The sequence below is a fragment of the Chromobacterium sp. IRSSSOUMB001 genome, from assembly GCF_023507765.1.
In the GTDB taxonomy this organism is placed as follows: Bacteria; Pseudomonadota; Gammaproteobacteria; order Burkholderiales; family Chromobacteriaceae; genus Chromobacterium; species Chromobacterium haemolyticum.
Genome location: NZ_JALCYU010000014.1, coordinates 89,617 through 112,823, shown reverse-complemented (window position 1 = coordinate 112,823; position 23,207 = coordinate 89,617). Strand labels below are relative to the sequence as shown.

Here is a 23,207-nt window from a genome sequence, read left to right as displayed (position 1 = left end):
TGTGCGAGTGGTACATGAGCATTTTGAAGCAGTACTCACCGTGCCACGTCTCACGACGCGCAGCTGATCGTGAACAGGCTCTAAGCCACCTGCAACAACACCGCCAGCTCATCCACCTCCTCGCTCCAGTCCGCGTCCTCGGCCAGGGCCTGGCGCAGGAAATCCGCCTGCGCCGGCGTCCAGAACGGCGCGTCGGCCAGCACGGCGTTGCGCGGCAAGGGATGGCTGGCGATGAAGGCGCGAATGGCGGTGGGATCGTCGGCCAGGCCCAACTGGCGGAACAGGCCGGACAAAGAGTGCTCGCTGGTGTCCATGACGCTTCTCCTGTGAAGGGATGTCTGATGATAGACCCGAATCGACGACGCCGCCGCCGACCCTTGCGCCATGAAAAACGGCGGCCGCGGCCGCCGTTTGCTCGTAAGCTCAAACTCACACCTTGTCGTAGAGCTTGGAACCGCCCTTCAGAAACTCCACCGACTTGGTCTGCATGCCCCGCGTCAACGCGTCCTGATCGCTGATGCCCTGCTTGGCCGCGTATTCGCGCACGTCCTGAGTGATCTTCATGCTGCAGAAGTGCGGACCGCACATGCTGCAGAAATGCGCGACCTTGGCGCTGTCCTTGGGCAGGGTTTCATCGTGGAAGGCCCGCGCCTTGTCCGGATCCAAGCCCAGATTGAACTGGTCTTCCCAACGGAACTCGAAACGCGCCTTGGACAAGGCGTTGTCGCGAATCTGCGCGCCGGGATGCCCCTTGGCCAAGTCCGCCGCGTGCGCGGCCAGCTTGTAAGTGATGATGCCTTCCTTGACGTCGTTCTTGTCCGGCAGACCCAAGTGCTCTTTCTGGGTGACGTAACACAGCATGGCGGTGCCGTACCAGCCTATCTGCGCCGCGCCTATCGCCGAGGTGATGTGGTCGTAGCCGGGCGCGATGTCGGTGGTCAGCGGCCCCAGGGTGTAGAACGGCGCCTCGCGGCACCACTCCAGCTCCTTGTCCATGTTTTCCTTGATCAACTGCATCGGCACATGGCCGGGGCCTTCTATCATCACCTGCACATCGTGTCGCCAGGCGATCTCGGTCAGTTCGCCCAGGGTCTTCAACTCCGACAACTGCGCCTCGTCGTTGGCGTCCCAGACGCTGCCCGGCCGCAGGCCGTCGCCCAGACTGAAAGCCACGTCGTAAGCCTTCATGATCTCGCAGATGTCCTCAAAATGCGTGTAGAGGAAATTTTCGCGATGGTGGGCCAAACACCATTTGGCCATGATGGAGCCGCCGCGCGACACGATGCCGGTCATGCGGCCGGCGGTCATCGGCACATAGCGCAGCAATACGCCGGCGTGGATGGTGAAGTAATCGACGCCCTGTTCCGCCTGTTCTATCAGGGTGTCTCTGAAGATTTCCCAGTTCAGGTCTTCAGCCTTGCCGCCCACTTTCTCCAGCGCCTGATAGATGGGCACCGTGCCGATGGGCACTGGGGAATTGCGGATGATCCATTCGCGTGTTTCATGGATGTTCTTGCCGGTGGACAGGTCCATGATGGTATCCGCGCCCCAGCGGATGCCCCAGGTCATCTTATCCACTTCTTCGCTGATCGAAGACGTTACCGCGCTATTGCCGATATTGCCGTTGATTTTCACCAGGAAATTGCGCCCTATGATCATGGGCTCGGATTCGGGGTGATTGATGTTGGCCGGCAGAATGGCGCGGCCGGCGGCGATCTCCGCGCGCACGAATTCCGGCGTGATCTCCTCCGGCAGCGCCGCGCCGTAAGCCTGGCCCGGATGCTGACGCGTCATCAGTTCCGCCAACCGGCTATTCTTGCCGCCGGCTTCGCGCAACGAGTCCAGATATTCCCGACGCCGCAGGTTCTCCCGGATGGCGACAAACTCCATTTCCGGCGTGACGACGCCGCGGCGCGCGTAATGCATCTGACTGACATTACGGCCCGGCAACGCCCGGCGCGGCTTACGCGTCAGGTTGAAGCGCAGTTCGGCGAGTTTGGGGTCGGCCTCTCGGACGCGCCCGTATTCGCTGGACAAGCCGGCAAGCTGCTCGCAATCGCCGCGCTCGGCGATCCAGCCGGCGCGCAGCGGCGCCAGCCCGCTCTGGATATCGATGCGCGCGTCCGGGTCGGTATACGGGCCGCTGGTGTCGTAGACGGTGATGGGCGGATTGGCCTCGCCGCCAAACTGGGTGGGCGTGTCGCTCTGGCTGATCTCGCGCATCGGCACGCGAATGTCTGGCCGGCTGCCGGCGACGTGGATCTTGCGGGAATTGGGCAAGGGCTGAATGGCGGCGGTATCCACCACCATGGAAGGCTTCTGTGTTGCGGGCGCGTTCATCGGGCGGTTCTCCTGGTCGATGAATGGCGCAAGGAGCGGGCCGCCACTTGGGCGGGCTGCGAGCCAGTCCGACAAGGCCGGGCCGAAAGCAGCTTACGCTTCCCTACGCCGGTATTATCCGGGTCAGGTTCCAAGGGTGTTTCTCACCCGCGCAACAATCTTTAACGATTATCCTATCCTTTCAAGGATATGGATCATCTTGCCGACCGTCGCGCAGGACCCCTAGCGATGCTGTGAAGGTACGGCAAATGTGGGATAATCGCAAGTTATCGTCATGACACGCCGCCGCGTTTTTCTTGCGGCGACAAGCCCCTCCGGAGTGAGCTGATGGATTTTGAGAATGCCCGTTTCAACATGGTCGAGCAGCAGATTCGTCCGTGGGACGTACTTGACACTAACGTGCTGGACCTGCTGTTTCACGTGAAACGCGAACAGTTCGTCGCCGCGGACAAACGCAGCCTGGCCTTTGTCGATACCGAGTTGCCGCTGCCCAACGGCAGCTTCATGCTGCAGCCGAAAATGGAAGCGCGCCTGGTTCAAGACGCCGCCATCCAAGCCAAGGACAAGATACTGGAAATCGGCACCGGCAGCGGCTATCTGACCGCCTTGCTGGCCAAGCTGGGCCAACACGTATACAGCGTGGAAATCGACTCCGCCCAACGTGAAACCGCAGCGGCCAACCTGAAGCAAGCCGGCATCTCCAATGTGACTCTGGTGGAAGGCGACGGCGTGCTGGGCCTGCCGCAACAAGCGCCGTTCGACGTGATCGTCGTTGGCGGTTCGCTGCCGGTGGTGCCGCAGGAACTGAAAGACCAGCTGGCCGTGGGCGGCCGCCTGATCATGGTCGCGGGTGATCTGCCCGTGATGACCTGCAAGCTGATCAAGCGCGAAACCGAAGCCAGCTTCAGCGAAACCGGCCTGTTCGAAACCTGTATCGCCCGCCTGGCCAAGGCGGAAGCGGTGGAACCGGAACGCTTCGCGTTTTGATGGTCCAGGAAATCCGCGCCCGCGATCTGGCGGCTGCGCTGGCCGACACCGCCGCGGAGCCCCCGGTGCTGCTGGATGTGCGCGAAGCGTGGGAAGTGCAGCTGTGCATGATTCCCGGCTCGCTGCACATTCCGATGAACCTGATCCCGCTGCGCATGAGCGAACTGCCGGACGCGCCCATTGTGGTGATCTGCCACCATGGCGTGCGCAGCGCGCACGTGGCGCGCTTTCTGCTGGACGCCGGTTTCGAACAAGTGCTGAGCCTGGCCGGCGGCGTGGAGGCCTGGGCAGCGGAAGTGGACCCGCAAATGGCGCGCTACTGACGCACCCGCCATCAGCCCACATCGCCAGCCGTTCCCGAGGGAACGGCTTTTTCATGGAACGAAACCGGTTTGCCGGATTCCAATTCCCCTCACGATAGCAAGAGCCGTAATTTTCTATGCAAGCATTGTCTTACCTGTCTCCCGCCCTGGCCCGCGTTCATCCGGCTTGGGAACAAGTGCTGTCAACACCGGACATTCAACAGCAACTGGCCGGCATCGACAGGGAACTACAAGCTCAGCAAGCGCAGGGCAAAGTCCTCTTCCCGCCTGCGCCGTTGACCTTCAACGCGCTGACCTTCACCGCGCCGGCCGATGTCCGCGTGGTGATACTGGGGCAAGATCCCTACCATGGCGACGGCGAGGCGATGGGCTTGTCGTTTTCCGTGCCGCCAGGCGTGCGGGTGCCGCCCAGCTTGCGCAATCTGTACAAGGAACTGGCGGCGGATCTAGGCTGCGGCGTGCCCAATAGCGGCGACCTGACCCACTGGGCGCAGCAAGGCGTGCTGCTACTCAACAGCGTGTTCACCGTAGAGCGGGACAAGGCCGGCAGCCACGCCAAACTGGGCTGGCAAATGGTCAGCGACGCGCTGATAGACGCCGTCAACGCGCAAAGCGCCGGCTGCGTGTTCCTGCTGTGGGGCAATTGGGCTAAAACAAAGGCCGAGCGCATCGACGCCAGCCGCCACCTGGTGCTGGACGCCGCTCATCCATCACCGCTGTCCGCCAGCCGCGGCTTCCACGGTTGCCGCCATTTTTCGCAAGTCAACGCCTGGTTGCTGTCCCGCGGCCGAGGCGCCATCGAATGGGGCGTCCCGACACCGCAGAACAACTTGTTCTGACCCAGGACACGGGCAGACACATCCCCATTCCTGCCCGTTTGACTCTTTTCCGCCGCGCCGCCATGCCCTAAGCTAGGGCTCCCGCCTCTATCCCGTGTTCGCGCCGTGGAAATTCTCATCCTGCTGTGCCTGATTCTGCTCAATGGCCTGTTCGCCATGGCGGAAATCGCCATCGTCTCCTCCCGCAAGGTCCGCCTGCTGCAACGCGCGGATGATGGCCAACGCGGCGCGCAAGCCGCGCTGAAACTGGCCAACGACCCCAGCCGCTTCCTGTCCACGGTGCAGATAGGCATCACTTCGATCAGCATTCTGTCCGGGGTCTACGGCGAGGCGGCGCTGTCCGAACAGCTGCGCCGGACGATGCAGGACTATCCCCTGCTGGAACCCTACAGCAAGCCGTTGTCGGTGGCGCTGATGGTTTTCATCATCACCCTGCTGTCGCTGATCTTCGGCGAACTGGTGCCCAAGCGGCTGGCTTTGCTAAACCCCGAGGCGGTGGCCACCACCCTGGCAAGGCCCATGCTGCTACTGTCGCGGCTCAGCGCGCCGCTGGTCCAGGCCCTGAGCCGCTGCACAGACGGTCTGCTGCGCCTGATGGGCGCCAAAAAGAGCAGTGACCCGTCCATCACCGAGGAAGAAATCCGGGTACTGATGGAACAAGGCGCGGACGAAGGAGTGTTCGACCGCGCCGAACAGGAGCTGGTGACCAATATCTTCCGTCTGGACAACCGCAAGGTGGCGGCGGTCATGACGCCGCGCAAAGACATCGTGGCGCTGGATCTGGACGATGCGCCCGAACTGAACCACCGCCTGCTGCAAAACCACCACTTCAACCATTTCCCGGTGTGTCGCGGCAGCGTAGAGCAAATCGTCGGCGTGCTGCACGCCAAACGCGTGCTGGACCGCATGTTGACCGGGCAGCAGCCCGATGTTGCCGCCGAACTGTCCCAGCCGCTGTACGTGCCGGCCAAGATCACCTTGATGCAGCTGCTGGAGCAGTTCAAGCAAACCCGTCATCACATGGCGCTGGTGGTGGACGAATACGGCGAGCTGGAAGGCCTGGTGACAATGAACGACGTGCTTGAAGCCATCGTCGGCGACATGCCGGCGATCAACGCGGAAAACGACGACATCGCCCAACGCGAGGACGGCAGCTGGCTGATAGACGGCATGCTGTCGCTGGACCGCTTCAAGGAGTTTTTCGACATCGACGAAGCGCTGCCGGGCGAAGCCGGCGGCAATATCCACACCCTGGGCGGCATGATGATGTTCCAGTTGGGCCGGGTGCCCAGCGTCACCGACCGTTTAGACTGGAACGGCTTCGGCTTCGAAGTGGTGGATATGGACAAGACCCGGGTCGACAAAATCCTGGTGACCCGTCTGCCAGCGCCGCCGACGGCGCTGCCGGCCGACGACGGCATTTAGAGCCGCTAAGAGCCTGTTCAAAGTCTCGCGAGCAAGGACGAGACAAGGCGAAAACCAGCGAAAAAGCGGAATGGTCGAGCGGCACATGAGCATTTTGAGCTTGTACTCACCGTGCAACGCTTCACAAAGCGCAGCAGACTTTGAACAGCTTCTTAGCGGGTCGTAAGCGCTCGTCCACACACCGTGCTGCGACGGCTGCCGCCGGCGCGGCGTTCCCAATCGTCGAAACTGGCTAGCTCGGCGAAACCCGCCTTGCGCATCATGCCGCCGGACGCGGCGTTTTCCTCATGCCTGTCCGCCGCCACCCAGCGCGCGCCTCTCTCGGCCAAATCGTCGCAAGCCTGTTGCAGCAACAGGCTGCCCAGACCCTGTCCGGCCTGATCTCGCCGCACCACCGCCTCCATGATGTAGCCGGCGGCTTCCGCCGCGATCCCGTCCGGACGATATTGCGGAAAACGGTCCTGCATCCGATACAAAATGGCCGCGCCCAGCAGGCCGTCGCGCTCGAACAGCGCCGCCCAGGCTTCGCCGGCCGCCACCTGGCGCAAACTTTCCTCCACGCCGTCCGCCGGCAGCCAGTTCCACGGATTGGGCCCATGCTCCATGATCAGTTGCCGCAGCGCGTCCACATCCCCCGCGGCGGCCAAGCGATATTGCCAACTCATGCGCATCCTTTCTCAAAACGCAGCGTGGCCTGGCCCGCGTCTACTTCCAGTTCGGCCCAGGCGCCGTTCATCAACGTCCATTGCGGCGGCACGTGGCCGATATCGGCATCCACGATCACCGGGTATGGCAGTCCATCCAAAGCGGCCTCCAGAGCCCCGCTATAGCTCAAGGCCTTGGCGTCGGCGGCGTCCGGTCCGCTGCTGCGGCCCAACACCAGCCCGCTCAAGCCATCCAGCGCGCCGGACAGCCTCAGGCCCAGCAAGGCGCGCATCAACTCGCAAGGCCTCAACTCGCAGTTTTCCAGGTAAAGCAGCGCGGGTTCCCGTTTAAACGCGCGCAAATCAAAGTAAGGGCTGCCCTGCAGCCGGCTCAGCGTATCCAGACAGCCGCCGATCAGTCTGCCGGCGATGCGGGCCTTTTGCGCGCCCAACACGCGCAGCGTGGACGGATAACGCTCTCCGGGAGCGTCCCAACGCCAAAACGCCTTGTAATGGCCTTGCTGCGGCGGCAAACCGTAGTGCAAGGCATGCAAGAGCGCCGAATTCTCCTCCGCCCGCTGCGGATTGCCTAGATCGAACAGATTCGGCCCATGCAACGTCGCCCACCCGGCCAGCAGGGTCAGCGGCGTCAGCAAGGTGGAAATATCGGAAAACCCGGCCACCCATTTGGGCGGCAGCCGCGCCAAGGCGGCAAAATCGATGCCGGGCAGCAGTTCCGTCGCCCGTTCGCCGCCCCAGGGCGGCAGGATGGCGCGAATGTCCGGATCAAAAAGAAAGCGTTTCAGCTCAGCCAGCCGTTCAACAGCGGGCGCGCTGGCGTCTTGGGACTCGCCGCGCAGGCAAGCGCCCTCCTCCACCTGCCAGCCCTGATCTCGCAGGCACTGCAAAGCTCGATCCAACTGTCCGTGCAAGACAGGGGGCACGCCGGAGGAAAAGGCGGTGACGGCGATGCGATCCCCCGGCTGCAACGGCGCGGGAAAAACCATCATGTAAAGCGTCTCCGGTGGATAAGCATCATGGGCAGTCAATCATTGTCCATCCCTCAGATCCAGGGCGAAGCTGTGGCTGGTTTTCTGTTGCTGATAGCCGAGATGGCGATAGAAGGCGTGGGCTTCAACTCGCTTGATGTTGGAACGCAAGCGGATGACCTGATAGCCGCGCTGTAGCGCCCAGGCTTCACAAGCGCTAAGCAAACTCTGTCCCAGCCCTTGCCTCTGACAAGCCGGACTCACCACGATGCCGACGATCTCGATCGCTGGCGGCGCTTGTAATGAATGCACGCTGCGACAGTGAGCCCAGCCGAACACGGCACCGTCGCGTTCGGCCACCCAAATCTGGTTGTCCGGCAGCGCTGCCAGCCGTACAAAGCGCTCGCTGATCTCTGTCTCCGTCGCCTCATAGCCCAGATCCAGGCATAGCCGCGCCACCGCGAGCGCATCCTCTGCCCGCATTGTTCTGATCTCCGCCATCTATCTTCGTCCAGTTGCTCAAGGAAATGACATTGTCAGCACAAGGCGAGACTGCCGGCAAGCCGGCTATTTGCTTTTCAACCGTCGTAGTTCGATCAATTTGGCGTATTTGATGTAGCTGTTGAAGCAGCCGATGCTGATGTGGACCAAACCGGGCACGCCATCGAGAAAACCACGGCGGAAAAAGTAGAACTTGATGAAGCGCAGCAAGGGGCTGAGGATAAGTTTCGCGATACCCACACGTTTTCCCCGTTGAAAAAGCCGTTCAGCCTGCAAACTGGTGTAGCGGTTCTGCTTGTTCAGATATAGCGCGATGTCTTCGCCGGACTCGTGCATCAGTTCGTGCCGCAGCTTATGCACAGGGCCGTTGGAGATCACGTACTCATGCACCAGATCATCCGACCAGCGCGCATGTCCGCGATGGAACAAGCGTAAAGACCAGTCCGGATAACCTTCGCCGTGTTTCAGAAAACGGCCCATGAAACGGTTGCAACGCGGAAACTGAAAGGCCTTGGCCTGTGGATTGTCCAGCATGGCTTTGATTTCATTGATCAAATCAGGGGAAAGCCACTCGTCCGCATCCAGACACAACACCCAGTCGTGGCTGGCGGCTTCTACCGCCAATTGCTTCTGAGGACCGAATCCCAGCCAGTCTTGGTGGATAACTTTTGCCTTATAGGCGGAAGCTATCGCCAATGTCCTGTCCGTGCTGCCTGAATCCACAAGCACGATTTCATCGGCGAAGCCCACGCTGTCCAAACATTTTTCCAACGAAGTTTCCGCATTCTTGGTGATTAGCACCACGCTTATTCGCGCACGCATCTTGTTATATGTTTTCCCATATGTAATTTGAAGAAACTGGTAGAAGTCGTCTCTTTGCTGTGGATAACTATGTTTTTCACATTGTTTTCATGGTGTTGGATTAGCTGGAATCTTGTTGTTCATCCATCTTTTTGCAGACTGAAGACTTGTGGATAAATCTGACTGTTCCTTGAAGTCACCACTTGTCCACAGGCCCGATCCCATTTGTTCCCACTTGCTTGTGCATGGCGTAAATTTGCCTGCGAACCTTCTTACGCCACCGATAACTCTTTAACGCAATTTTATATTGATGAAACTGATATAGTTGGCCATTGCTGTGGATAAGCGACAAAAACTTCAAAGGGTTCAGTTACTTGTCCTGTTGATGGGCTTTGGATAGTTTGGGTGCGCTGCGGCATCGCAAATTGTGGATAAATCCGAACCTAGTTGTCCACAGCGGTTTATCCACAATTGAACTGCAGGGATTTTACTTGGTTAACCACAGGCATGCTCGGGTACAATGCGCGCCATGATGAATGTGCTGATTGTGCGCACCTCGTCGATGGGCGACCTTATCCACACTTGGCCCGCCATTTCCGAGCTGAAAGCGCATTACCCCAATTTCCGCATCAGTTGGCTGGCCGAAGAGGCTTTCGCCGACATTGCCCGTTTGCATCCGGCGGTGGACAGGGTGATTGCCTTGAATTGGCGGCGCTGGAGCAAGCGCTGGTGGCTGCCGTCCACCTGGCGAGAGATCCGGGCCTTGCGGCGGCAACTGCGCGACACGCCTTGGGAATTGGTGGTGGACAGCCAGGGCTTGTTGAAAAGCGCCTTGCCGGCCAGCTGGGCCAAGGCGCCGCTGACCGGCTACGGATGGGGCAGCGCGAGGGAATCGTTGGCCAGCTGTTTTTACGATAAGCGTCACAAGGTGGACTGGAGCTTGTCGGCGATAGAACGCAACCGTCTGTTGTTCGCGCGGGTGTTTGGTTATCAGCCGCAGGGCGCCCCCCGTTTTGGCGTGCCGGCCGGCGAGCGGCCCAGCTGGGTGCTGTCCGGCCGTTACGCGGTATTGCTGCACGCCACCAGCAAAACGTCCAAAGAGTGGCCGGAAGGCCATTGGGTGGAACTGGGCAAACGCTTGTCCATGCAGCATGATCTGGTGATGGTGCTGCCTTGGGGTAATGATCGCGAGCGCCAGCGCGCCGAAAGGCTGGCCGCGCAGATGCCGGCCGCGGTGGTGGCGCCTAAGATGAATCTGATCGAGGCCGCCGGCCTGCTGGGCCACGCCAACGCGGTGGTGGGCGTGGACACAGGGCTGACTCACCTGGCCAATGCGTTGAACGTGCCCTTGGCGGCGATTTACACTGATACGGACCCGGCCGCCACGGGCGTGGTGGAAACGCCGTGGGCCACCAATTTGGGCGGAATCGGGCTGTGCCCGTCTGTGGACGAGGCGCTGCAAGCCTTGTTCACGCGCAAGGACTGGACATGAATTGGCAACGCAGACTGTATTCCTGGGCCTGGCTGCTGGCCACCCCGCTGGTGCGGCACTACCTGAAAAAGCGGGCGCGCAAGGCGCCGGCCTATCTGGAGCATTGGGACGAGCGTTTCGGCAGTCAATTGCAGCCGCGCGCACAGGGAGCGATCTGGATTCACGCGGTATCGGTGGGCGAAACCCGCGCCGCGCAGCCCTTGGTGGCGGCGTTGCGAGAAGTCTGGCCGGACGCGCCCTTGCTGATGACGCAGATGACCCCCACCGGACGCGCCACCGCCTTGCAGCTGTATCCCGATGCCGAAGTGCGCTATCTGCCCTACGATTATCCCCAAGCCGCACAGGCTTTTCTCGCCGCCTACCGGCCGCGCTTGGGCGTGTTGATGGAGACCGAGCTGTGGCCCAATCTGATTCATGCCGCCGCCGAGCAGAAGGTGCCCTTGTTTCTGGCCAATGCGCGCTTGTCTGAAAAATCCCTGAACGGTTATCTCAAAATCAGTGGGCTGATTTCACCCGCGGTGGCGGCGTTGAGCGCTGTTGCCGCGCAAACGCCGGAAGATGGCGAACGTTTGCGGAAATTGGGCGCAAGCGAAGTCGAAGTCTGCGGCAACACCAAGTACGATATTCAGCCGCCGCCGGCGCAGCTGACGCTGGCCGGCGAGTTCAAATCCAGGATAGGCCGCCGCCGGGTTATGGTCTGCGCCAGCACCCGCGACGGTGAAGAGGCCTTGATTCTTGATGCGTGGCGGGCGGCGGCCCAAGAGTTGGGCGACGCGCTACTGGTGCTGGTGCCGCGTCATCCGGAGCGGTTCGACGATGTGGCCGCGCTGGCCGAGAGCCGCGGCCTGAGAGTGCAGCGCCGCAGCGACGGCGCGGTGGTGGACTCCGCCACCCAAGTATGGCTGGGCGACAGCATGGGCGAAGCGTTCGCTTACTTCGCTTGCGGGGATCTGGCCTTTGTCGGCGGCAGTTTGCTGCCGTTGGGCTGTCATAATCTGATCGAGCCGGCCAGCGTGGGCGTGCCGGTATTGTTTGGCCCATCCATTTTCAATTTCAAACAGGCGGCGGCGCTGGCGTTGGCCGCCGACGCCGCGCGCCAGGTGGCCAACGCCGCGGAGTTGATCGGCGCTGTGATAGAGCTGTTGGGCGATGAAGATCGCCGCCAGTCGATGCGCGAGTCGGCGTTGGCCTTCAGCGGCGCCCATAGCGGGGCCAGCCAGCGCATGAGCGCTCTGTTTCGCCGCAAGCTGGAGGCCTGATCCGCGAGGGCGCGAGCCCCGCGCCGTCGTTTGCGAAAAAATTAATGATTCGCCGGCTGATCTGCGCTGTGCCTTCTTCTACTCTTCAAGCAAGAGCCGCGTCGGCGACGCTGCTCTCCCGAGGCCGCCGGCCCGGGACGGACGTGCAAAACCCAGTCATGCCCCAGGCCGGTCCCCGCCATCGGAAAACTTCCGAGCGGACAGATCGAACATGACTGGCGCAACGCGCCGCCGCATCGACTCCGCTGTCTAACAAGACAAGGAGCTACCATGTTAGCCAATTACAGCGTGTTGCCCACGATGAGCCTGCCGTCCACCACCGACCTGGTGCGTCTGGATCAGCGACCGCACCCGCCCATCACCCTGAACAGCTCGGCCCTGGAGGTCATGACCGATTTGCGATTGATCAACCCGGTGGGTATTCATCAGAGCGCCAGCTTGCGCGAAGCCCACGACCGGATGATCAGCCACGGCATACGGCTGCTGTTCGTCCACGATGGTGACGGGCAATTCACTGGCCTGATCACGGCCACCGATTTGCTGGGCGAGCGGCCTATCCAGTGCATGAAGGAGCATGGCAAACATTACGTCGATATCGGCGTTGGCGACGTGATGACGCCGCGCAAGCAACTAGAAGCCTTGAACCTGCTTGATATCGAGCACGCCAGCGTGGGCCACATGGTGGCGACGATGAAGCAGATGGGGCGGCAGCACGCGCTGGTGGTGGAGCTCAATCCGGGCAACGGCCATTACGAGTTGTGCGGGCTGTTCTCCACTTCCCACATGGCCAGGCTGCTGGGCATGCCGCTTTCCTTCATCCGCGTGCCGCAGGCGCTGTCGGAAATCCAGTACTCGCTGCTGCACGCGATATGAGGGGCGCGGCGCGCAAGTCGGCAAGAATCGGGTCGCCGCGGCGGCCCGATCTGCTTATGCTGGGGCTGTGATCGAAGGGAGAGCAGACCATGCACGGCGAAATTCTGGAAGAAGACCGCGACTACGGCCGCATCCGCGACGCCATCCGCTACCTGGTGGCGAACGCCGAGCGCCAGCCGGAACTGGCCGAACTGGCCGACGCGCTGCATCTGTCGGAATCGCGCTTGCAGCGCTTGTTCACCCGTTGGGCCGGGGTCAGCCCCAAGCGTTTCTTGCAACATCTGACCTGCGAGGCGGCCAAGGCGAGGCTGAGCGGGCAGGCCTTGCTGCCGTTGTCGCATGAACTGGGCCTGTCCGGCGGCGGCCGGCTGCACGATCTGTTCGTGACGCTGGAGGCGATGACGCCGGGCGAATACCGCAACGGCGGCGCCGGCCTGGCGATCGAATGGAGCGTGGAGGCCAGCCGCTTCGGCCCGGTGCTGGTGGCGCGGACCGCGCGCGGGGTGTGCGCGGCGCAATTCGTCGCAGACGAGATGGAGGCCGTGGCCTGGCTGAGCCGGCGCTGGCCCAAAGCCGCGTTGCGGCATGTTCCGGGCGGCGGCGCGGCGGTGGCCGCCGCCATGTTCGAGCCGCTGCGCGCCGACGGCCAGACGCCGTTGGCGCTGCGGGTGCAGGGCAGCAATTTCCAGATTCAGGTCTGGCGCGCGCTGTTGTCGATTCCCTACGGAGGTTTCGCCAGCTACGGCCAGATCGCCGCCGCAGTGGGACGACCGCGGGCGGCGCGGGCGGTGGGCAGCGCGGTGGGCGCCAATCCGGTGGCCTGGTTGATTCCCTGCCACCGGGTGATCCGCGCCGAGGGCGCTTTGGGCGAATACCGCTGGGGGGCGGAGCGTAAAGTGGAACTGATAGGCTGGGAGGGCGCGGTGATGGCTGGCCTGCAACCGGCTTGATGCGGCTTCATCGTTATCCCGTCCGTTGGCTGAGTTGTAGAAAGAACAGCCGCGCCAATTGATCCAGAGCGGGGTCGCCCAGGCTCTCCGGCCGCCGGTACAACGCCATTGGCACTGCGGGCAGCGGCGGCAGCGATTCTCGCGGCAACGGGGCGACGCCGGGCAGTTCGTCGTCCGACAGCAAGGCGCCGATGCCCAGGCCGGCTTGCAAGGCGGCCTGCACCGCCAGCAGGCTGGAGCTTTCCAGGACCACGCGGTAGGGGCGGCCGGCTGTCTCAAGCGCTTGCAGCATGGCGTCGCGCCAACTGCAGGGCGCGGCGAACAGAATCAACGGTATGAGATCTGCGGCCGGCATCGTGCCGTGCTGGGCCAGCCAGGGCAGCGAGCATTCCACCACCCAGCTGGGCGTGGCATCCAGCTGCGTCACCCGCGGGCTGGCGATCAGCAAATCCAGTTCTTCGTGCTGGAAGGCCGCGCTCAACTCCCGCCCCGGCGCCACTCGGATGTCCAGTTGCAGCTGCGGCCGAGCCGCGGCGAAGTCCGCCAATACCCGCGGCAGATTGCGGCTGACCAGATCCTCGATCAAACCGATGCGGCAGCGGCTGGCCGGCGCGACTGGCGTGGATGGACGCATTTGTTCAGTCAGGCTGACGATGCGTTCGGCGTAGGGCAGCAATTGCTGCCCCGCCGCGGTGAGGCTGACGCCGCGCGGCGAACGCTGCAGCAGGGTTTGGCCGCAGTGCTGTTCCAGTTTACGCAATTGCAGGCTCAAAGCCGGTTGAGTGCGTCCCAAGTCCGTTGCCGCGCGATTGATGCTGCCGCGGCGGGCCACGGCGATCAGCGCGCGCAGCAAGCCGGTGTCCAAGTCTCTAGTCATGATTTTTTCTTATAACAATGCCTTGAATTTTCAGTCTACCTATAACTGGCGGGAAGGTTTAGCCTGTAGGCGAATATTTCTGATGAGGCGCGCAAACATGTTTATCGCGGCGTTACTACTGGCGGTCGCCGGCTCCGTCGTCTATCACTTGTCGATCAAGCAGGTGCCGGAAGCGGCGAATCCCTTCTTTTCATTGGCGGTCAGTTATGGCGTGGCCATGCTGGTGTGCGTGTTGGGAATGTGGTGGTTGCCCGGAGGCGGCCAGCGCGGATTGGCCGCGCTGAATTGGAGCAGCCTGGGGGTGGCGGCGGGCATTGTCGGCATCGAGCTGGGTTTTTTGCTGGCTTATCGCGCCGGCTGGCATGTCGGCTACGCGGCGCTCAGTTCCAATGTGCTGACCGCGCTGGTGTTGCTGCCGCTAGGCTATTTGCTGTTTCGTGAACAACCGTCGCTGGGCAAGCTCGGCGGGATGGCCTTGAGCATGGCCGGCTTGTGGATGATGCTGCGTTTCCGTTGAGCGCCGCCCGGCAGGCGGGCGGCGCTCAAAGCGCTTGTCAGCCGGCGTGCAGCGGTAGGTAAACGGCCAGTTTGAAGCCATCGGACTGATCGCAAAACTCCAACCGGCCTCTATGCTGCTTGACCACGCGGCTGACGATGGCCAAACCAAGGCCGCTGCCGCCGTCTGTGCCGCGGTGTTCGGCCAGCCGTTCAAACGGAGCCAGCGCGGTTTCTCGCAGCTCGGCCGGGATGCCCTTACCGTGGTCCAGCACGCTGAGCACGGCAAAGCCGTCGACTTGCTCGACGCAGACTTCCACCGGCGGCGCGCCGTAGCGGCGCGCGTTTTCCAGCAGATTGGACAATAAGCGCTCCAGCGCCAGCCCGTCGCCTTGCAGCTCCGGCTCGGCCCGCCGTTCCAGGCGCGCGTCCATGCCTTCGCGGGCGAAGCGGGATACTACGCTGGCGGCGAGGTCGGCCAATGCCACCGGCTCCAGCCGGGTGGTTTCCTCGGCGCGGGCGAAGTCGATGAATTGGCGCACGATCTGCGACAGCTCGTCGATGTCGGCCAGCATATCGTGCTGGTCCGGGCTGTCCTGCTGTAGCTCCAGCGTCAGCTTGAGCCGGGTCAGCGGCGTGCGCAGATCATGGGACAGGCCGGCCAGCATCAACCTGCGCTCGCGCGCGGCGCTGTCCAGCGCCTGCGCCATCAGGTTGAAGTTATGGGCCAGTACCTTCACCTCGCGTGGGCCGTCCTCCGGCACCGCCGCCGGCATGTTGCCGGCGGCCAGTTCTCGGCTGGCCAGCACCACGCGGCTGATTGGCCGCGTTACCCGCCAGGCGACGACGAAGGCCAGCAGGCTGGCGACGATGGAGGCCAACAACGCCGCCTGCATGATGGTGTTGATCGGGCGGTCGCTATAACGGCCGAAGGGCAGCACCAGCCAGTAGGCTTGGTCCAGCACATGCACATTGACCCAGAGTTCGCTGCGATCCTCAATCTGGGCGTGTCGCACTTCGATGGGTTCGTTGAGGCCATGAGACAGCCGCTGTGCCAGGGTTTCGCCCAAGCGCGGCACGTAGTCGGTGAAGTTGACGCCTTGATCGGCATTGATCGGCAGAAGCCGCGGCAGGCCGGGTCGGTTGTAGCCGGCCAGGAATTCGGCGCGCTCGGTGTTGGTCATCGCCTCCATCGTGCCTTCCAGGAAGGCCAGGGTGTCCACCGTTTGCGAATACAGCTGCTTGTCCAAGAGCTTGTGGCGCTCGCCCGCGGCCATCCACAGAGTGACGAACTGAGTGGTCAGCACCACCAGCACCACCAGCACGGCCAGCCGAAAAAACAGCGAGCCGGTCAGCTTGCGCACGGTTTACTCCCGCGGCGTGCCGTCCGGCACGAACACATAGCCGTAGCCCCATACCGTCTGGATGAAGCGCAACTGGGTGTCGCCGCTTTCCAGTGCCTTGCGCAGCCGGGAGATATGCACGTCTATGCTGCGGTCCAGCGATTCGCCGTTGCCCTTGCCCAGAGCCATTTCCATTAGTTGTTCACGGGTCAGCGGCCGGCGCGGGTGGCTGACCAGCACCGACAACACTGCGAATTCCGCGCTGGTCAGCGTGACCGGTTGGCCGGCCTTGCGCAGTTCGCGCTGGCCTAGGTTGAGCACGAATTCGCCGAAGCTCACTTCCTCGTCGGCGTCGTGGCGCGCGCCCAGCGCCGGCGTGGCGTGATGACGGCGCAGCACTGATTGGATGCGGGCGGTGAGTTCGCGCGGATTGAACGGTTTGGGCAGGTAGTCGTCGGCGCCCATTTCCAGGCCGAGGATGCGGTCGATGTCTTCGCCACGCGCGGTGAGCATGATCACCGGAATGGTTTCGCCCTGGGCGCGCAGCCGGCGCACCACCGCCAGGCCGTCCTCGCCGGGCATCATCACGTCCAGCACCATCAGGTCCGGGCGATTGCGCGCCAGCTTGCGGTCCAGGTCCTTGGAGTCCGGCAGCGCTTCCACCGCGTAGCCCTGTTGGCTTAGATAGCGGGTCAGCAGCTCGCGCAGCTTGGAGTCGTCGTCGACGACCAGTATCTTATTGTGTTCCATGCGTTTTTTCCTCGGAGCGGAGTGTCAGCTTAGCGGCTGGCCCCGGGATGCGGCAGCGCGCCTGATGAAGATATGTTAAGCCGGTTCTCGCGGTCACACACCTTAACAAATCAGCGATTGTCGCTCATGTCTGCCTCATGCCGCGAGTCTAGGCTGCGTAATGGGGCCTTCCTGCGCTTTGGGCGCCTTTTGATGCCTTTGGCATCCACGGCGCATGGTGTATGCTGTCCGCCCTCGCCGGACTTGGGTCCGGAGTTCCTTTTCCAGCCTATTCGACAGGATAAAACAGGTTTCATGACGCGGTTGCCGATTCTTCTCATATTTGCCTTGCTGCAAGCGCTTGCCGGCGCGCCGGCCCTGGCGCGAGGGAAGGAGCGCGGCCCCATGCCGCCGGATATGGAACCGGCGCAGGGCCGCCGCTGCCAGGCGCAGCCCGATCCGGATTGTAAGGAATTGCGTCGTCTGCGCAATTTGCGTCTGCGCGAGGCGGTGCAGGACGGCGATTTGCCGAAGGAACAGATGCACCGTCCGCCGCCGCCGTATTGGCGGATGAGCCCGGACGGCGCCGCGCCGCCGCCGCCGCCGGATCGTATCAAGCCTCATTTCTGGCGGGACCGCCGCAAACATGGTTCGGACTGAGCCTTCTCCGTATCAAGCCTGGCTGGCGAAGCGGGATTTCTATTGATAAGCTTTGAATAGAGTACGCCAGCCTTTTCATTCCAATTCAAACTCACATTGCCGGAACGGTTTGCGAAGCAAGCTGATTTCGCGGGCATGTGCCTGGCTGGCCGTCCGCCGCGCCGATAGCGCGCAGCGTCGTTTTCGCCCAATAGAATTTGTTCATGATCCCGCGAGTCGGGTGTTGCTGCGTGCGGACACGGCGCATCGGCGTCTCAATGCCATATTGCTGAGGCGCAGCAAACATTGAACAGATTCATAGGCGGGCGCGGAGATAACTGGTCATGCGCAAGGGGCATGCCTTGAAAAACGATAGGGGATACGGCGCGTTGCGGCGCGCCTGGGGGCTGGGACTGGCTTTGTGCTGGCTGGCGGAAGCGGCAGCGGCGCAATGGGATTGCAGCCGCGCCACCGCGCCGCAGCGTTGCGAGCTGCACCGTCAGGGCACGATGGCCTGCAATGATTTGCCGGTCAACGGGCGGCACGCCTGCCTGGAGTTTTACACGCCGGCCTTGAGTTGCCTGCGTGAGCGCGATGCCAAGCGTTGCGAAGCTTTGCGGGCGGCGCATAGTTCTTGCGACGGGTTGGAAGGCAAGGCGCGACGCGTCTGCGTCAACGAGCGGCTACCGCCGCCGGATTGCGCACGCTCCGCCAATCCCGCGCGTTGCCGCGCCCGCGCGGAGGCCGAACTCAAATGCGCGGACCGCGAGATCGCCCAGCGGCTTTGCGTGCGCCAGGCTTTGCAGCCGGACTAAGAACCTGTTCAAAGTCTGTTGCGCTTCGTGAAGCGTTGCACGGTGAGTACGGCATTCGAAATGCTCATGTACCACGTGTACATTCCGCTTTCTCAGCCGTTTTCGCCTTGTCTCGTCCTTGCTCGAGAGGTTTTGAACAGGTTCTTAAGCAAACCACTGATCTCCACAGGTACTGCCTGCGTCGGCGCGCCTTGGCTCAGGTTTTCTGCGAGGTTTTGTTAGCGCTGTCATTTGGCCGTGGTGGGATCAAACCACAGGCTGCGGTCGGCGAAAGGCGTGCTGGGCGGCAGGAAGGGATTGTCGATGCGGATCAGCCGCCGGTGCTTCAGGTCCAGCCGCTGGATCAGGCCGGCGTGGTATTTCTGGAACAGCCGCTGGAACTCGCCGTTGCGCAGCATTTGTTTCATGCCCTGATCCACGCGTTGCGCCAGCCGTTGCCCTTCCGCGTCGCGGCCAAACCAAAAATACGTGGGCAGCGGGTAGTACAGCAATAAGGACCGCTCCAGCGCCATGTGCCGGTATTGTGGCTGGTACACGCGGATTTCCTCCTCCACTTCCGCCACGCCGCGCGAGAACGCGTCGCCCAGGCCGCGCTCCAACATGCGGAACAGGCCGTCGTAATTAGGGTCGGTCACCACGGTCAGCCCGGCCTGTTTCAGGATGGCGTTGTCGCCCCAGCCATCGCCTTGGATGATGCTGAAACGGCGCAAGTCCGCCAAGCTGGCCACCGTGTTGAAATCCGTTTGCCGCGTGTCCCGGATCAGCAGTACGCGATAGCCGAGCAAGCCGCGGTCTATCGGAATCCGCACCGGATGATAGCGACGTTCGTAGTCGCGGTTGGTTTCACGGATCACCACGTTGAGCCGGCCGCGCGGATGACTCAGCTCCTGCAATTGACGCGCTTCGTTCATGCGAGGCGCGAAGCGCAGGCTGTAATCACCCCAACGCGGGCGGGTGGCGTCCAACGCGGCGCGCAGAATCGCCCAATGGTAGTCGTAGCGCTCGTCGACGGAAGTTTCCGGCGCGTGGCCGATGTAGATCATGCCGGCAGCCAGGGAGGCTGCCGGCGATCCACAGCCGAAGGCGACGAGGGCGGCGAGCCAACAGCCGGCCAGCCGGCGAAGAAACAGAGATTGCCGCATCGGAAGAGCCTCGAAAAAGCGCGCAGACGCAGCACGCCGCTTCTTCATGATGGATAGCGGCGTCGCGCCGCGCAAGGGCTGCTCGCCGTTGCTGTGTTTGCGCGCGGTCAAGCGGCTATGCAAAACAAAGACTAGCAGTGAATATTCATATCGACATGAATATATCTGCCTCCTATCATCTCCCGGATGCCGGAACCGCCTTGTCGGCAAGCGGCATTCACACTCGGGGGACGATTTATGCAATTCAAGAAAACACTGCTGGCCTTGTCGCTGGGCCTGGCCTTGGCGCCCGCGCTGACCATGGCTGCGCCGCCGCTGATGGCCGCCAACAGCGGTTCCACCGCGGAAGCCGCGCGCGGCAACGCTTGGCTGGAAATCGATAAGGCGGCGCTGGATCACAACCTGGCCGAGCTCAAGCGCTTGGTGGGTGCAGACACCAAGGTGTGCGCCATCTTGAAGGCGGACGCTTATGGCCACGGTATCGCCAACGTGATGCCGTCCATCATCGCCCAGGGTATTCCCTGCGTGGGCATCGCCAGCAATGAAGAGGCCCGCGTGGCCCGCGCCAGCGGCTACAAAGGCGTGGTTGCGCGCGTGCGCAGCGCCACGCAGGAAGAGATAGCCGACGGCCTGCAATACGATATGCAAGAGCTGGTGGGCAATCTGGAGTTGGCGCGTCAGGCGTCCGCGCTGGCCAAGCGCCAGGGCAAGACGCTGCAAATCCATCTGGCCATCAACTCCGCCGGCATCAGCCGCAACGGAGTGGAGCTGGCCAGCAAGCAAGGCCGCCGCGATGCCCTGGCCATGCTCAAGCTGCCTAATCTGCAAGTGGTGGGCATCATGACCCACTTCCCGGTGGAGGATAAGGCCGACGTGCAAAAAGGCCTGGCGGCGTTCAATAAGGAAAGCGCTTGGCTGATCAAGGCCGGCGGGCTGGACCGCAGCAAAATCACCCTGCACTGCGCTAATAGCTTCGCCACGCTGGAAGTGCCGGAAGCCCGACTGGACATGGTGCGCCCGGGCGGCGCCATCTTCGGCGACACCGTGCCCAGCCACACCGAGTATCTGCGCGTGATGGCGTTTAAATCGCGAGTGGCGGCGGTCAACCGTTATCCGGCCGGCAATACCGTGGGCTATGACCGTACTTACACCCTGAAGCGCGAGTCCTTGCTGGCCAACATCCCGGTCGGGTATTCCGACGGTTATCGTCGCGCTTTCACCAATAAGGCGCATGTGTTGGTCAATGGTCAGCGCGCGCCGGTGGTGGGCAAGGTGTCTATGAACACCTTGATGGTGGATGTGACCGAGATTCCGGGAGCCAAGATAGGCGACGAGGTGGTGTTGTTCGGCAAGCAGGGCCAGGCCGAAATCAGCGCCGGCGAGCTGGAGGACATCAACGGCGCCTTGCTGGCGGACCTCTACACCGTGTGGGGCAATTCCAATCCCAAACTGCTGGTGAACCGCTAAATCGGGCCGCGTCGCCGCCGCCGAGAGCGGCGGCGGCAGTGTGAGTCTTCACAGTCTGCTGGCGAATTGCCTCGGTTTGGACTTAGATGAATCATGTCCCCGCATCAGGAGTAAGCCATGCAGTTCGACGAAGTTCGCCCCGAGCATTTCACCACGCTGTCCCGCAACCCGTTTCCGCATATTCTAATTGACCGGGCCTTGCAGCAGATCGCCGGCGGCAGCGCCGACGGCTCGCAGTTCCGCAAGGACGTGCTGGCCGCCGCGGGCTGGAGCCATGGCGGGCTGACGCCGTTCGGCAAGTATCCGGCCGATGCCTGCGAGGCGTTCAATCGCATCCGCAAAGTGTTGGAAGTCACCCAGGAGCCGGACGCGATCCTGGCGGAGCTGGAAAAAGACGCGCCCAAGGTCTGATTCCGTGCACGGCTCATGCAAAAGCCCGCCAGATGGCGGGCTTTGTCATTGCGCGGAGGCGCCGGGCCTAAGAACCTGTTTACGATCTGCTGCGCTGCGGCGATACGGTGTTGGAAAAGATCTCAGAATGCTCCGTATGTACATTCCGCTTTTTCGCTCGTTTCCGCCTTGTTTCGCCTTAGCTCGCGAGATCGTAAACACGTTCTAATCGGCCGCTTTCCTCAGGATGGCGTACAACTCATCCTTGAGCCGTAGTTTTTCCTTCTTCAGATTTTCGATTTCGAAGTCGGCGGAAGGCTCGATGCGCGCTTCCATATTCTTGATCTTCTGGTCCAAATCGTTGTGTTTGTTGAACAGGCGGGTAAAGTGATCGTCTTCGGTTTTCAGCTTGCTGATCAATTCGCGGTATTCGGGAAACATGGGCGACTCCTTGGGCGGGTGGATACATGGAGCGGCTAACGACATGGGCCTGAGCGAAGCGTAAGGGCAAAATCCTGTGGTCGTCAGCGATCGGATACTGCCAAACCATGCTAACACCGCGCGGTGGCGAAGGTTATTGATCCAGAGCAGATACCCACCCTTAGGCCAGCCGGGCGCAGCAACAGGTTCCCAGGGTGTGTTCAAAGTGTCGCGAGCAAGAACGAGACAAGGCGAAAACGAGCGAAAAAGCGGAATGTACATGGGGTACATGAGCATTTCGAAGTCGGTTTCAACGCGGTATTGCCGATGCGTAGCGGACTATGAACAGGTTCTCAGGGCTTGAACCAGGGGCGCCCCTGCTGGGTGGGAAGCTGATAGCGTTTGGCCAGTTTCTCGTAGCCGCCAGCGGCGGCGAAGCGGCGCAGGCCCAGATTGAAACGGTCCCGATCGCGGACATTCCGAAAGGCCAGCCGGTAATGAGTGGGCGTGAACAGTGCGTACGGACAGAGCTTGGCTTTGATGTCGATCTCGCGGCGGAGATCGTGGCTAAACTGCTGGAAGATGTTGACGTCTGAAATCGCCACGTCGGCGCGTTCGCTGTACAACAGGCGGTTGAGAGTGACCTGCGGCGATTCCTCGCGGTAGGACGGAATCTGCGGCGTCAGCGCGGCGAAGGCGGGGCCCAGATATAGGTGGGCGCCCTGAAAGGCCGCCACCCGGAAGCGAACCAGGTCGTCCAGCCGCTGCAGGTGGATGCGGCGTTTGCACAGCGTGATCGCCATGTTCTGGTAAACGATGTAGGGCTCGGACACATGGCCGCCGCTGTTGGCGATGGCGGCGTCCACCTGGCCGTTTGCCAGCCAGGTGTGCGCGCGCAGATTGGGGCCGAAGCGGATTTGCGGCTGATAACCCGCCTGGCTCAGGGCTTGGCTGACGATGTCGTATTCCACGCCCTTGCCGCGCTCGGCGTCGATATAGGGTTGTTTGGTTTCGCCCAGCGCCACCCGTAGCGACGGCAGCGCCGCAATCTGGGCGCTGAGAAGCAGGGCCGGCAAGGCGAGAAGGACGAGATGGAGCGGCGTGAAAGCCATGGGCCGGTAGCGAATATCGATATGGTTGCAATGGCGCGCCCTTGGGCGGGGCCGTCGAATAGATTCTTTATAGCCGCTGGCCTGGGTCCAGCCTTGCCTAATGCGTGGACGCGGGCCGCGGCTGCCGCATTGTAGCGATTGCGCGGGCGTGCTTCCCCGGTTTCCGGCGGGGAACCGGCAAAAAGCGAGAATATGGCTTATCCACAGGGTTTGGCGCAATGCCGTGCTTATCCACAGCGTGCTTAGAGTCTGTTCAAAGTCTCGCGAGAAGGGCGAGACAAGGCGAAAACCGTCGAGAAAGCGGAAAGCACAAGCGGTACATGAGCATTTCGAAACAGTCCTCTCCGCGTCACGT

General features: G+C 62.2%; 25 protein-coding genes and 1 riboswitch. Of the genes, 13 read left to right on the top strand and 12 right to left on the bottom strand.

The genetic code is table 11. The features are described 5' to 3' along the window. Nucleotides 1-80: 80 nt before the first annotated feature. Together MOV80_RS18200 and thiC are read right to left on the bottom strand one after the other, a co-directional pair. Nucleotides 81-314, bottom strand: a complete 234-nt coding sequence (locus MOV80_RS18200) for a DUF2789 domain-containing protein (RefSeq protein ID WP_043593490.1) — start codon at nt 312-314, stop codon at nt 81-83. Between the two features lie 115 nt (nt 315-429). Beyond that, complete coding sequence (gene thiC, locus MOV80_RS18195; protein ID WP_081575051.1) at nt 430-2,340, bottom strand: phosphomethylpyrimidine synthase ThiC; 1,911 nt, start codon at nt 2,338-2,340, stop codon at nt 430-432. A gap of 83 nt (nt 2,341-2,423) precedes the next feature. Beyond that, nucleotides 2,424-2,574, bottom strand: a riboswitch (TPP riboswitch). 93 nt (nt 2,575-2,667) lie between these two features. Between thiC and MOV80_RS18190 the strand changes: the two genes are divergently transcribed. From MOV80_RS18190 to MOV80_RS18175, 4 genes are all read left to right on the top strand, one after another. Continuing rightward, the gene (locus MOV80_RS18190; RefSeq protein WP_118268507.1) at nt 2,668-3,327 is read left to right on the top strand and encodes a protein-L-isoaspartate O-methyltransferase; all 660 of its coding nucleotides are present in this window, start codon (nt 2,668-2,670) and stop codon (nt 3,325-3,327) included. Next, complete coding sequence (locus MOV80_RS18185) at nt 3,327-3,650, top strand: rhodanese-like domain-containing protein (protein WP_019103398.1); 324 nt, start codon at nt 3,327-3,329, stop codon at nt 3,648-3,650. Before MOV80_RS18190 ends, MOV80_RS18185 begins: the two co-directional genes overlap by 1 nt. Nucleotides 3,651-3,766: 116 nt before the next feature. Beyond that, nucleotides 3,767-4,489: a uracil-DNA glycosylase gene (locus MOV80_RS18180; RefSeq protein WP_019103397.1), complete on the top strand. Its 723-nt coding sequence runs from the start codon at nt 3,767-3,769 to the stop codon at nt 4,487-4,489. 105 nt (nt 4,490-4,594) lie between these two features. Further along, nucleotides 4,595-5,914, top strand: a complete 1,320-nt coding sequence (locus MOV80_RS18175; RefSeq protein ID WP_118268510.1) for a hemolysin family protein — start codon at nt 4,595-4,597, stop codon at nt 5,912-5,914. Nucleotides 5,915-6,066: 152 nt separating this feature from the next. On the opposite strand, the gene MOV80_RS18170 is transcribed toward MOV80_RS18175, so the two are convergent. The 4 genes from MOV80_RS18170 to MOV80_RS18155 form a co-directional block, all read right to left on the bottom strand. Further along, a complete protein-coding gene (locus MOV80_RS18170) occupies nt 6,067-6,579 on the bottom strand; it encodes a GNAT family N-acetyltransferase (RefSeq protein WP_043593514.1) in 513 nt (170 codons plus the stop codon). Then, on the bottom strand, nt 6,576-7,568 hold the full coding sequence (locus MOV80_RS18165; protein ID WP_081575048.1) for a S66 peptidase family protein: 993 nt from the start codon (nt 7,566-7,568) through the stop codon (nt 6,576-6,578). The genes MOV80_RS18170 and MOV80_RS18165 overlap by 4 nt, the downstream gene beginning before the upstream one ends. 39 nt (nt 7,569-7,607) lie before the next feature. After that, nucleotides 7,608-8,030 carry a GNAT family N-acetyltransferase gene (locus MOV80_RS18160; RefSeq protein WP_052052225.1) on the bottom strand — a complete coding sequence of 141 codons (423 nt, stop codon included), beginning with the start codon at nt 8,028-8,030 and terminating at the stop codon, nt 7,608-7,610. Between the two features lie 84 nt (nt 8,031-8,114). Continuing rightward, nucleotides 8,115-8,870, bottom strand: a complete 756-nt coding sequence (locus tag MOV80_RS18155) for a glycosyltransferase family 2 protein (RefSeq protein WP_081556401.1) — start codon at nt 8,868-8,870, stop codon at nt 8,115-8,117. Nucleotides 8,871-9,369: 499 nt separating this feature from the next. Between MOV80_RS18155 and waaC the strand changes: the two genes are divergently transcribed. The 4 genes from waaC to MOV80_RS23485 all read left to right on the top strand — a co-directional run bounded on the left by waaC (nt 9,370) and on the right by MOV80_RS23485 (nt 13,423). Beyond that, on the top strand, nt 9,370-10,341 hold the full coding sequence (gene waaC, locus MOV80_RS18150) for a lipopolysaccharide heptosyltransferase I (RefSeq protein ID WP_232060459.1): 972 nt from the start codon (nt 9,370-9,372) through the stop codon (nt 10,339-10,341). Continuing rightward, complete coding sequence (waaA, locus tag MOV80_RS18145) at nt 10,338-11,600, top strand: lipid IV(A) 3-deoxy-D-manno-octulosonic acid transferase (RefSeq protein ID WP_043593474.1); 1,263 nt, start codon at nt 10,338-10,340, stop codon at nt 11,598-11,600. Before waaC ends, waaA begins: the two co-directional genes overlap by 4 nt. Before the next feature lie 270 nt (nt 11,601-11,870). Next, complete coding sequence (locus tag MOV80_RS18140) at nt 11,871-12,473, top strand: CBS domain-containing protein (RefSeq protein ID WP_118268511.1); 603 nt, start codon at nt 11,871-11,873, stop codon at nt 12,471-12,473. An 89-nt stretch (nt 12,474-12,562) separates the two neighbouring features. Then, nucleotides 12,563-13,423, top strand: a complete 861-nt coding sequence (locus MOV80_RS23485) for a methylated-DNA--[protein]-cysteine S-methyltransferase (RefSeq protein WP_118268512.1) — start codon at nt 12,563-12,565, stop codon at nt 13,421-13,423. A 13-nt stretch (nt 13,424-13,436) separates the two neighbouring features. Here the strand turns inward: MOV80_RS23485 and MOV80_RS18125 are convergent, their stop codons facing one another. Continuing rightward, nucleotides 13,437-14,300: a LysR family transcriptional regulator gene (locus MOV80_RS18125; protein WP_043593472.1), complete on the bottom strand. Its 864-nt coding sequence runs from the start codon at nt 14,298-14,300 to the stop codon at nt 13,437-13,439. Between the two features lie 97 nt (nt 14,301-14,397). Between MOV80_RS18125 and MOV80_RS18120 the strand changes: the two genes are divergently transcribed. Next, nucleotides 14,398-14,817, top strand: a complete 420-nt coding sequence (locus MOV80_RS18120) for a hypothetical protein (protein ID WP_019103774.1) — start codon at nt 14,398-14,400, stop codon at nt 14,815-14,817. Between the two features lie 37 nt (nt 14,818-14,854). Here MOV80_RS18120 and MOV80_RS18115 read toward each other — a convergent pair whose 3' ends face one another. Together MOV80_RS18115 and ompR are read right to left on the bottom strand one after the other, a co-directional pair. Then, nucleotides 14,855-16,159 carry an ATP-binding protein gene (locus MOV80_RS18115; RefSeq protein ID WP_081575044.1) on the bottom strand — a complete coding sequence of 435 codons (1,305 nt, stop codon included), beginning with the start codon at nt 16,157-16,159 and terminating at the stop codon, nt 14,855-14,857. 3 nt (nt 16,160-16,162) lie between these two features. Beyond that, nucleotides 16,163-16,888 (bottom strand): two-component system response regulator OmpR, encoded by a 726-nt coding sequence (gene ompR, locus MOV80_RS18110; RefSeq protein ID WP_043593470.1) that lies wholly within the window; start codon nt 16,886-16,888, stop codon nt 16,163-16,165. 294 nt (nt 16,889-17,182) lie between these two features. Between ompR and MOV80_RS18105 the strand changes: the two genes are divergently transcribed. Both MOV80_RS18105 and MOV80_RS18100 read left to right on the top strand, forming a co-directional pair. Further along, nucleotides 17,183-17,527 carry a hypothetical protein gene (locus tag MOV80_RS18105; protein WP_019103777.1) on the top strand — a complete coding sequence of 115 codons (345 nt, stop codon included), beginning with the start codon at nt 17,183-17,185 and terminating at the stop codon, nt 17,525-17,527. Nucleotides 17,528-17,850: 323 nt separating this feature from the next. After that, entirely contained in the window at nt 17,851-18,321 is a 471-nt protein-coding gene (locus MOV80_RS18100) for a hypothetical protein (RefSeq protein WP_019103779.1), read from the top strand. A 227-nt stretch (nt 18,322-18,548) separates the two neighbouring features. On the opposite strand, the gene MOV80_RS18095 is transcribed toward MOV80_RS18100, so the two are convergent. Then, nucleotides 18,549-19,574 carry an ABC transporter substrate-binding protein gene (locus MOV80_RS18095; protein WP_162897155.1) on the bottom strand — a complete coding sequence of 342 codons (1,026 nt, stop codon included), beginning with the start codon at nt 19,572-19,574 and terminating at the stop codon, nt 18,549-18,551. A 126-nt stretch (nt 19,575-19,700) separates the two neighbouring features. On the opposite strand from MOV80_RS18095, the gene alr reads away from it, so the two are divergent. Both alr and MOV80_RS18085 read left to right on the top strand, forming a co-directional pair. Next, nucleotides 19,701-20,930 (top strand): alanine racemase, encoded by a 1,230-nt coding sequence (gene alr, locus MOV80_RS18090; protein WP_043593469.1) that lies wholly within the window; start codon nt 19,701-19,703, stop codon nt 20,928-20,930. Between the two features lie 117 nt (nt 20,931-21,047). Continuing rightward, on the top strand, nt 21,048-21,341 hold the full coding sequence (locus MOV80_RS18085) for a hypothetical protein (RefSeq protein WP_019102311.1): 294 nt from the start codon (nt 21,048-21,050) through the stop codon (nt 21,339-21,341). A 204-nt stretch (nt 21,342-21,545) separates the two neighbouring features. On the opposite strand, the gene MOV80_RS18080 is transcribed toward MOV80_RS18085, so the two are convergent. Next, nucleotides 21,546-21,761 carry a YdcH family protein gene (locus MOV80_RS18080; RefSeq protein ID WP_043593468.1) on the bottom strand — a complete coding sequence of 72 codons (216 nt, stop codon included), beginning with the start codon at nt 21,759-21,761 and terminating at the stop codon, nt 21,546-21,548. Between the two features lie 332 nt (nt 21,762-22,093). Beyond that, nucleotides 22,094-22,852, bottom strand: coding sequence for an ABC transporter substrate-binding protein (locus MOV80_RS18075; protein WP_019103406.1), 759 nt, complete (start codon nt 22,850-22,852; stop codon nt 22,094-22,096). Nucleotides 22,853-23,207 lie beyond the last annotated feature (355 nt).

Bases quoted from the DNA above. Each gene is read 5' to 3' on its own strand.
- MOV80_RS18200 (WP_043593490.1), bottom strand. From the start codon at position 314: ATGGACACCAGCGAGCACTCTTTGTCCGGCCTGTTCCGCCAGTTGGGC.
- thiC (WP_081575051.1), bottom strand. From the start codon at position 2,340: ATGAACGCGCCCGCAACACAGAAGCCTTCCATGGTGGTGGATACCGCC.
- MOV80_RS18190 (WP_118268507.1), top strand. From the start codon at position 2,668: ATGGATTTTGAGAATGCCCGTTTCAACATGGTCGAGCAGCAGATTCGT.
- MOV80_RS18185 (WP_019103398.1), top strand. From the start codon at position 3,327: ATGGTCCAGGAAATCCGCGCCCGCGATCTGGCGGCTGCGCTGGCCGAC.
- MOV80_RS18180 (WP_019103397.1), top strand. From the start codon at position 3,767: ATGCAAGCATTGTCTTACCTGTCTCCCGCCCTGGCCCGCGTTCATCCG.
- MOV80_RS18170 (WP_043593514.1), bottom strand. From the start codon at position 6,579: ATGAGTTGGCAATATCGCTTGGCCGCCGCGGGGGATGTGGACGCGCTG.
- MOV80_RS18165 (WP_081575048.1), bottom strand. From the start codon at position 7,568: ATGATGGTTTTTCCCGCGCCGTTGCAGCCGGGGGATCGCATCGCCGTC.
- MOV80_RS18160 (WP_052052225.1), bottom strand. From the start codon at position 8,030: ATGCGGGCAGAGGATGCGCTCGCGGTGGCGCGGCTATGCCTGGATCTG.
- MOV80_RS18155 (WP_081556401.1), bottom strand. From the start codon at position 8,870: ATGCGTGCGCGAATAAGCGTGGTGCTAATCACCAAGAATGCGGAAACT.
- waaC (WP_232060459.1), top strand. From the start codon at position 9,370: ATGCGCGCCATGATGAATGTGCTGATTGTGCGCACCTCGTCGATGGGC.
- waaA (WP_043593474.1), top strand. From the start codon at position 10,338: ATGAATTGGCAACGCAGACTGTATTCCTGGGCCTGGCTGCTGGCCACC.
- MOV80_RS18140 (WP_118268511.1), top strand. From the start codon at position 11,871: ATGTTAGCCAATTACAGCGTGTTGCCCACGATGAGCCTGCCGTCCACC.
- MOV80_RS23485 (WP_118268512.1), top strand. From the start codon at position 12,563: ATGCACGGCGAAATTCTGGAAGAAGACCGCGACTACGGCCGCATCCGC.
- MOV80_RS18125 (WP_043593472.1), bottom strand. From the start codon at position 14,300: ATGACTAGAGACTTGGACACCGGCTTGCTGCGCGCGCTGATCGCCGTG.
- MOV80_RS18120 (WP_019103774.1), top strand. From the start codon at position 14,398: ATGTTTATCGCGGCGTTACTACTGGCGGTCGCCGGCTCCGTCGTCTAT.
- ompR (WP_043593470.1), bottom strand. From the start codon at position 16,888: ATGGAACACAATAAGATACTGGTCGTCGACGACGACTCCAAGCTGCGC.
- MOV80_RS18105 (WP_019103777.1), top strand. From the start codon at position 17,183: ATGACGCGGTTGCCGATTCTTCTCATATTTGCCTTGCTGCAAGCGCTT.
- MOV80_RS18100 (WP_019103779.1), top strand. From the start codon at position 17,851: ATGCGCAAGGGGCATGCCTTGAAAAACGATAGGGGATACGGCGCGTTG.
- alr (WP_043593469.1), top strand. From the start codon at position 19,701: ATGCAATTCAAGAAAACACTGCTGGCCTTGTCGCTGGGCCTGGCCTTG.
- MOV80_RS18085 (WP_019102311.1), top strand. From the start codon at position 21,048: ATGCAGTTCGACGAAGTTCGCCCCGAGCATTTCACCACGCTGTCCCGC.
- MOV80_RS18080 (WP_043593468.1), bottom strand. From the start codon at position 21,761: ATGTTTCCCGAATACCGCGAATTGATCAGCAAGCTGAAAACCGAAGAC.
- MOV80_RS18075 (WP_019103406.1), bottom strand. From the start codon at position 22,852: ATGGCTTTCACGCCGCTCCATCTCGTCCTTCTCGCCTTGCCGGCCCTG.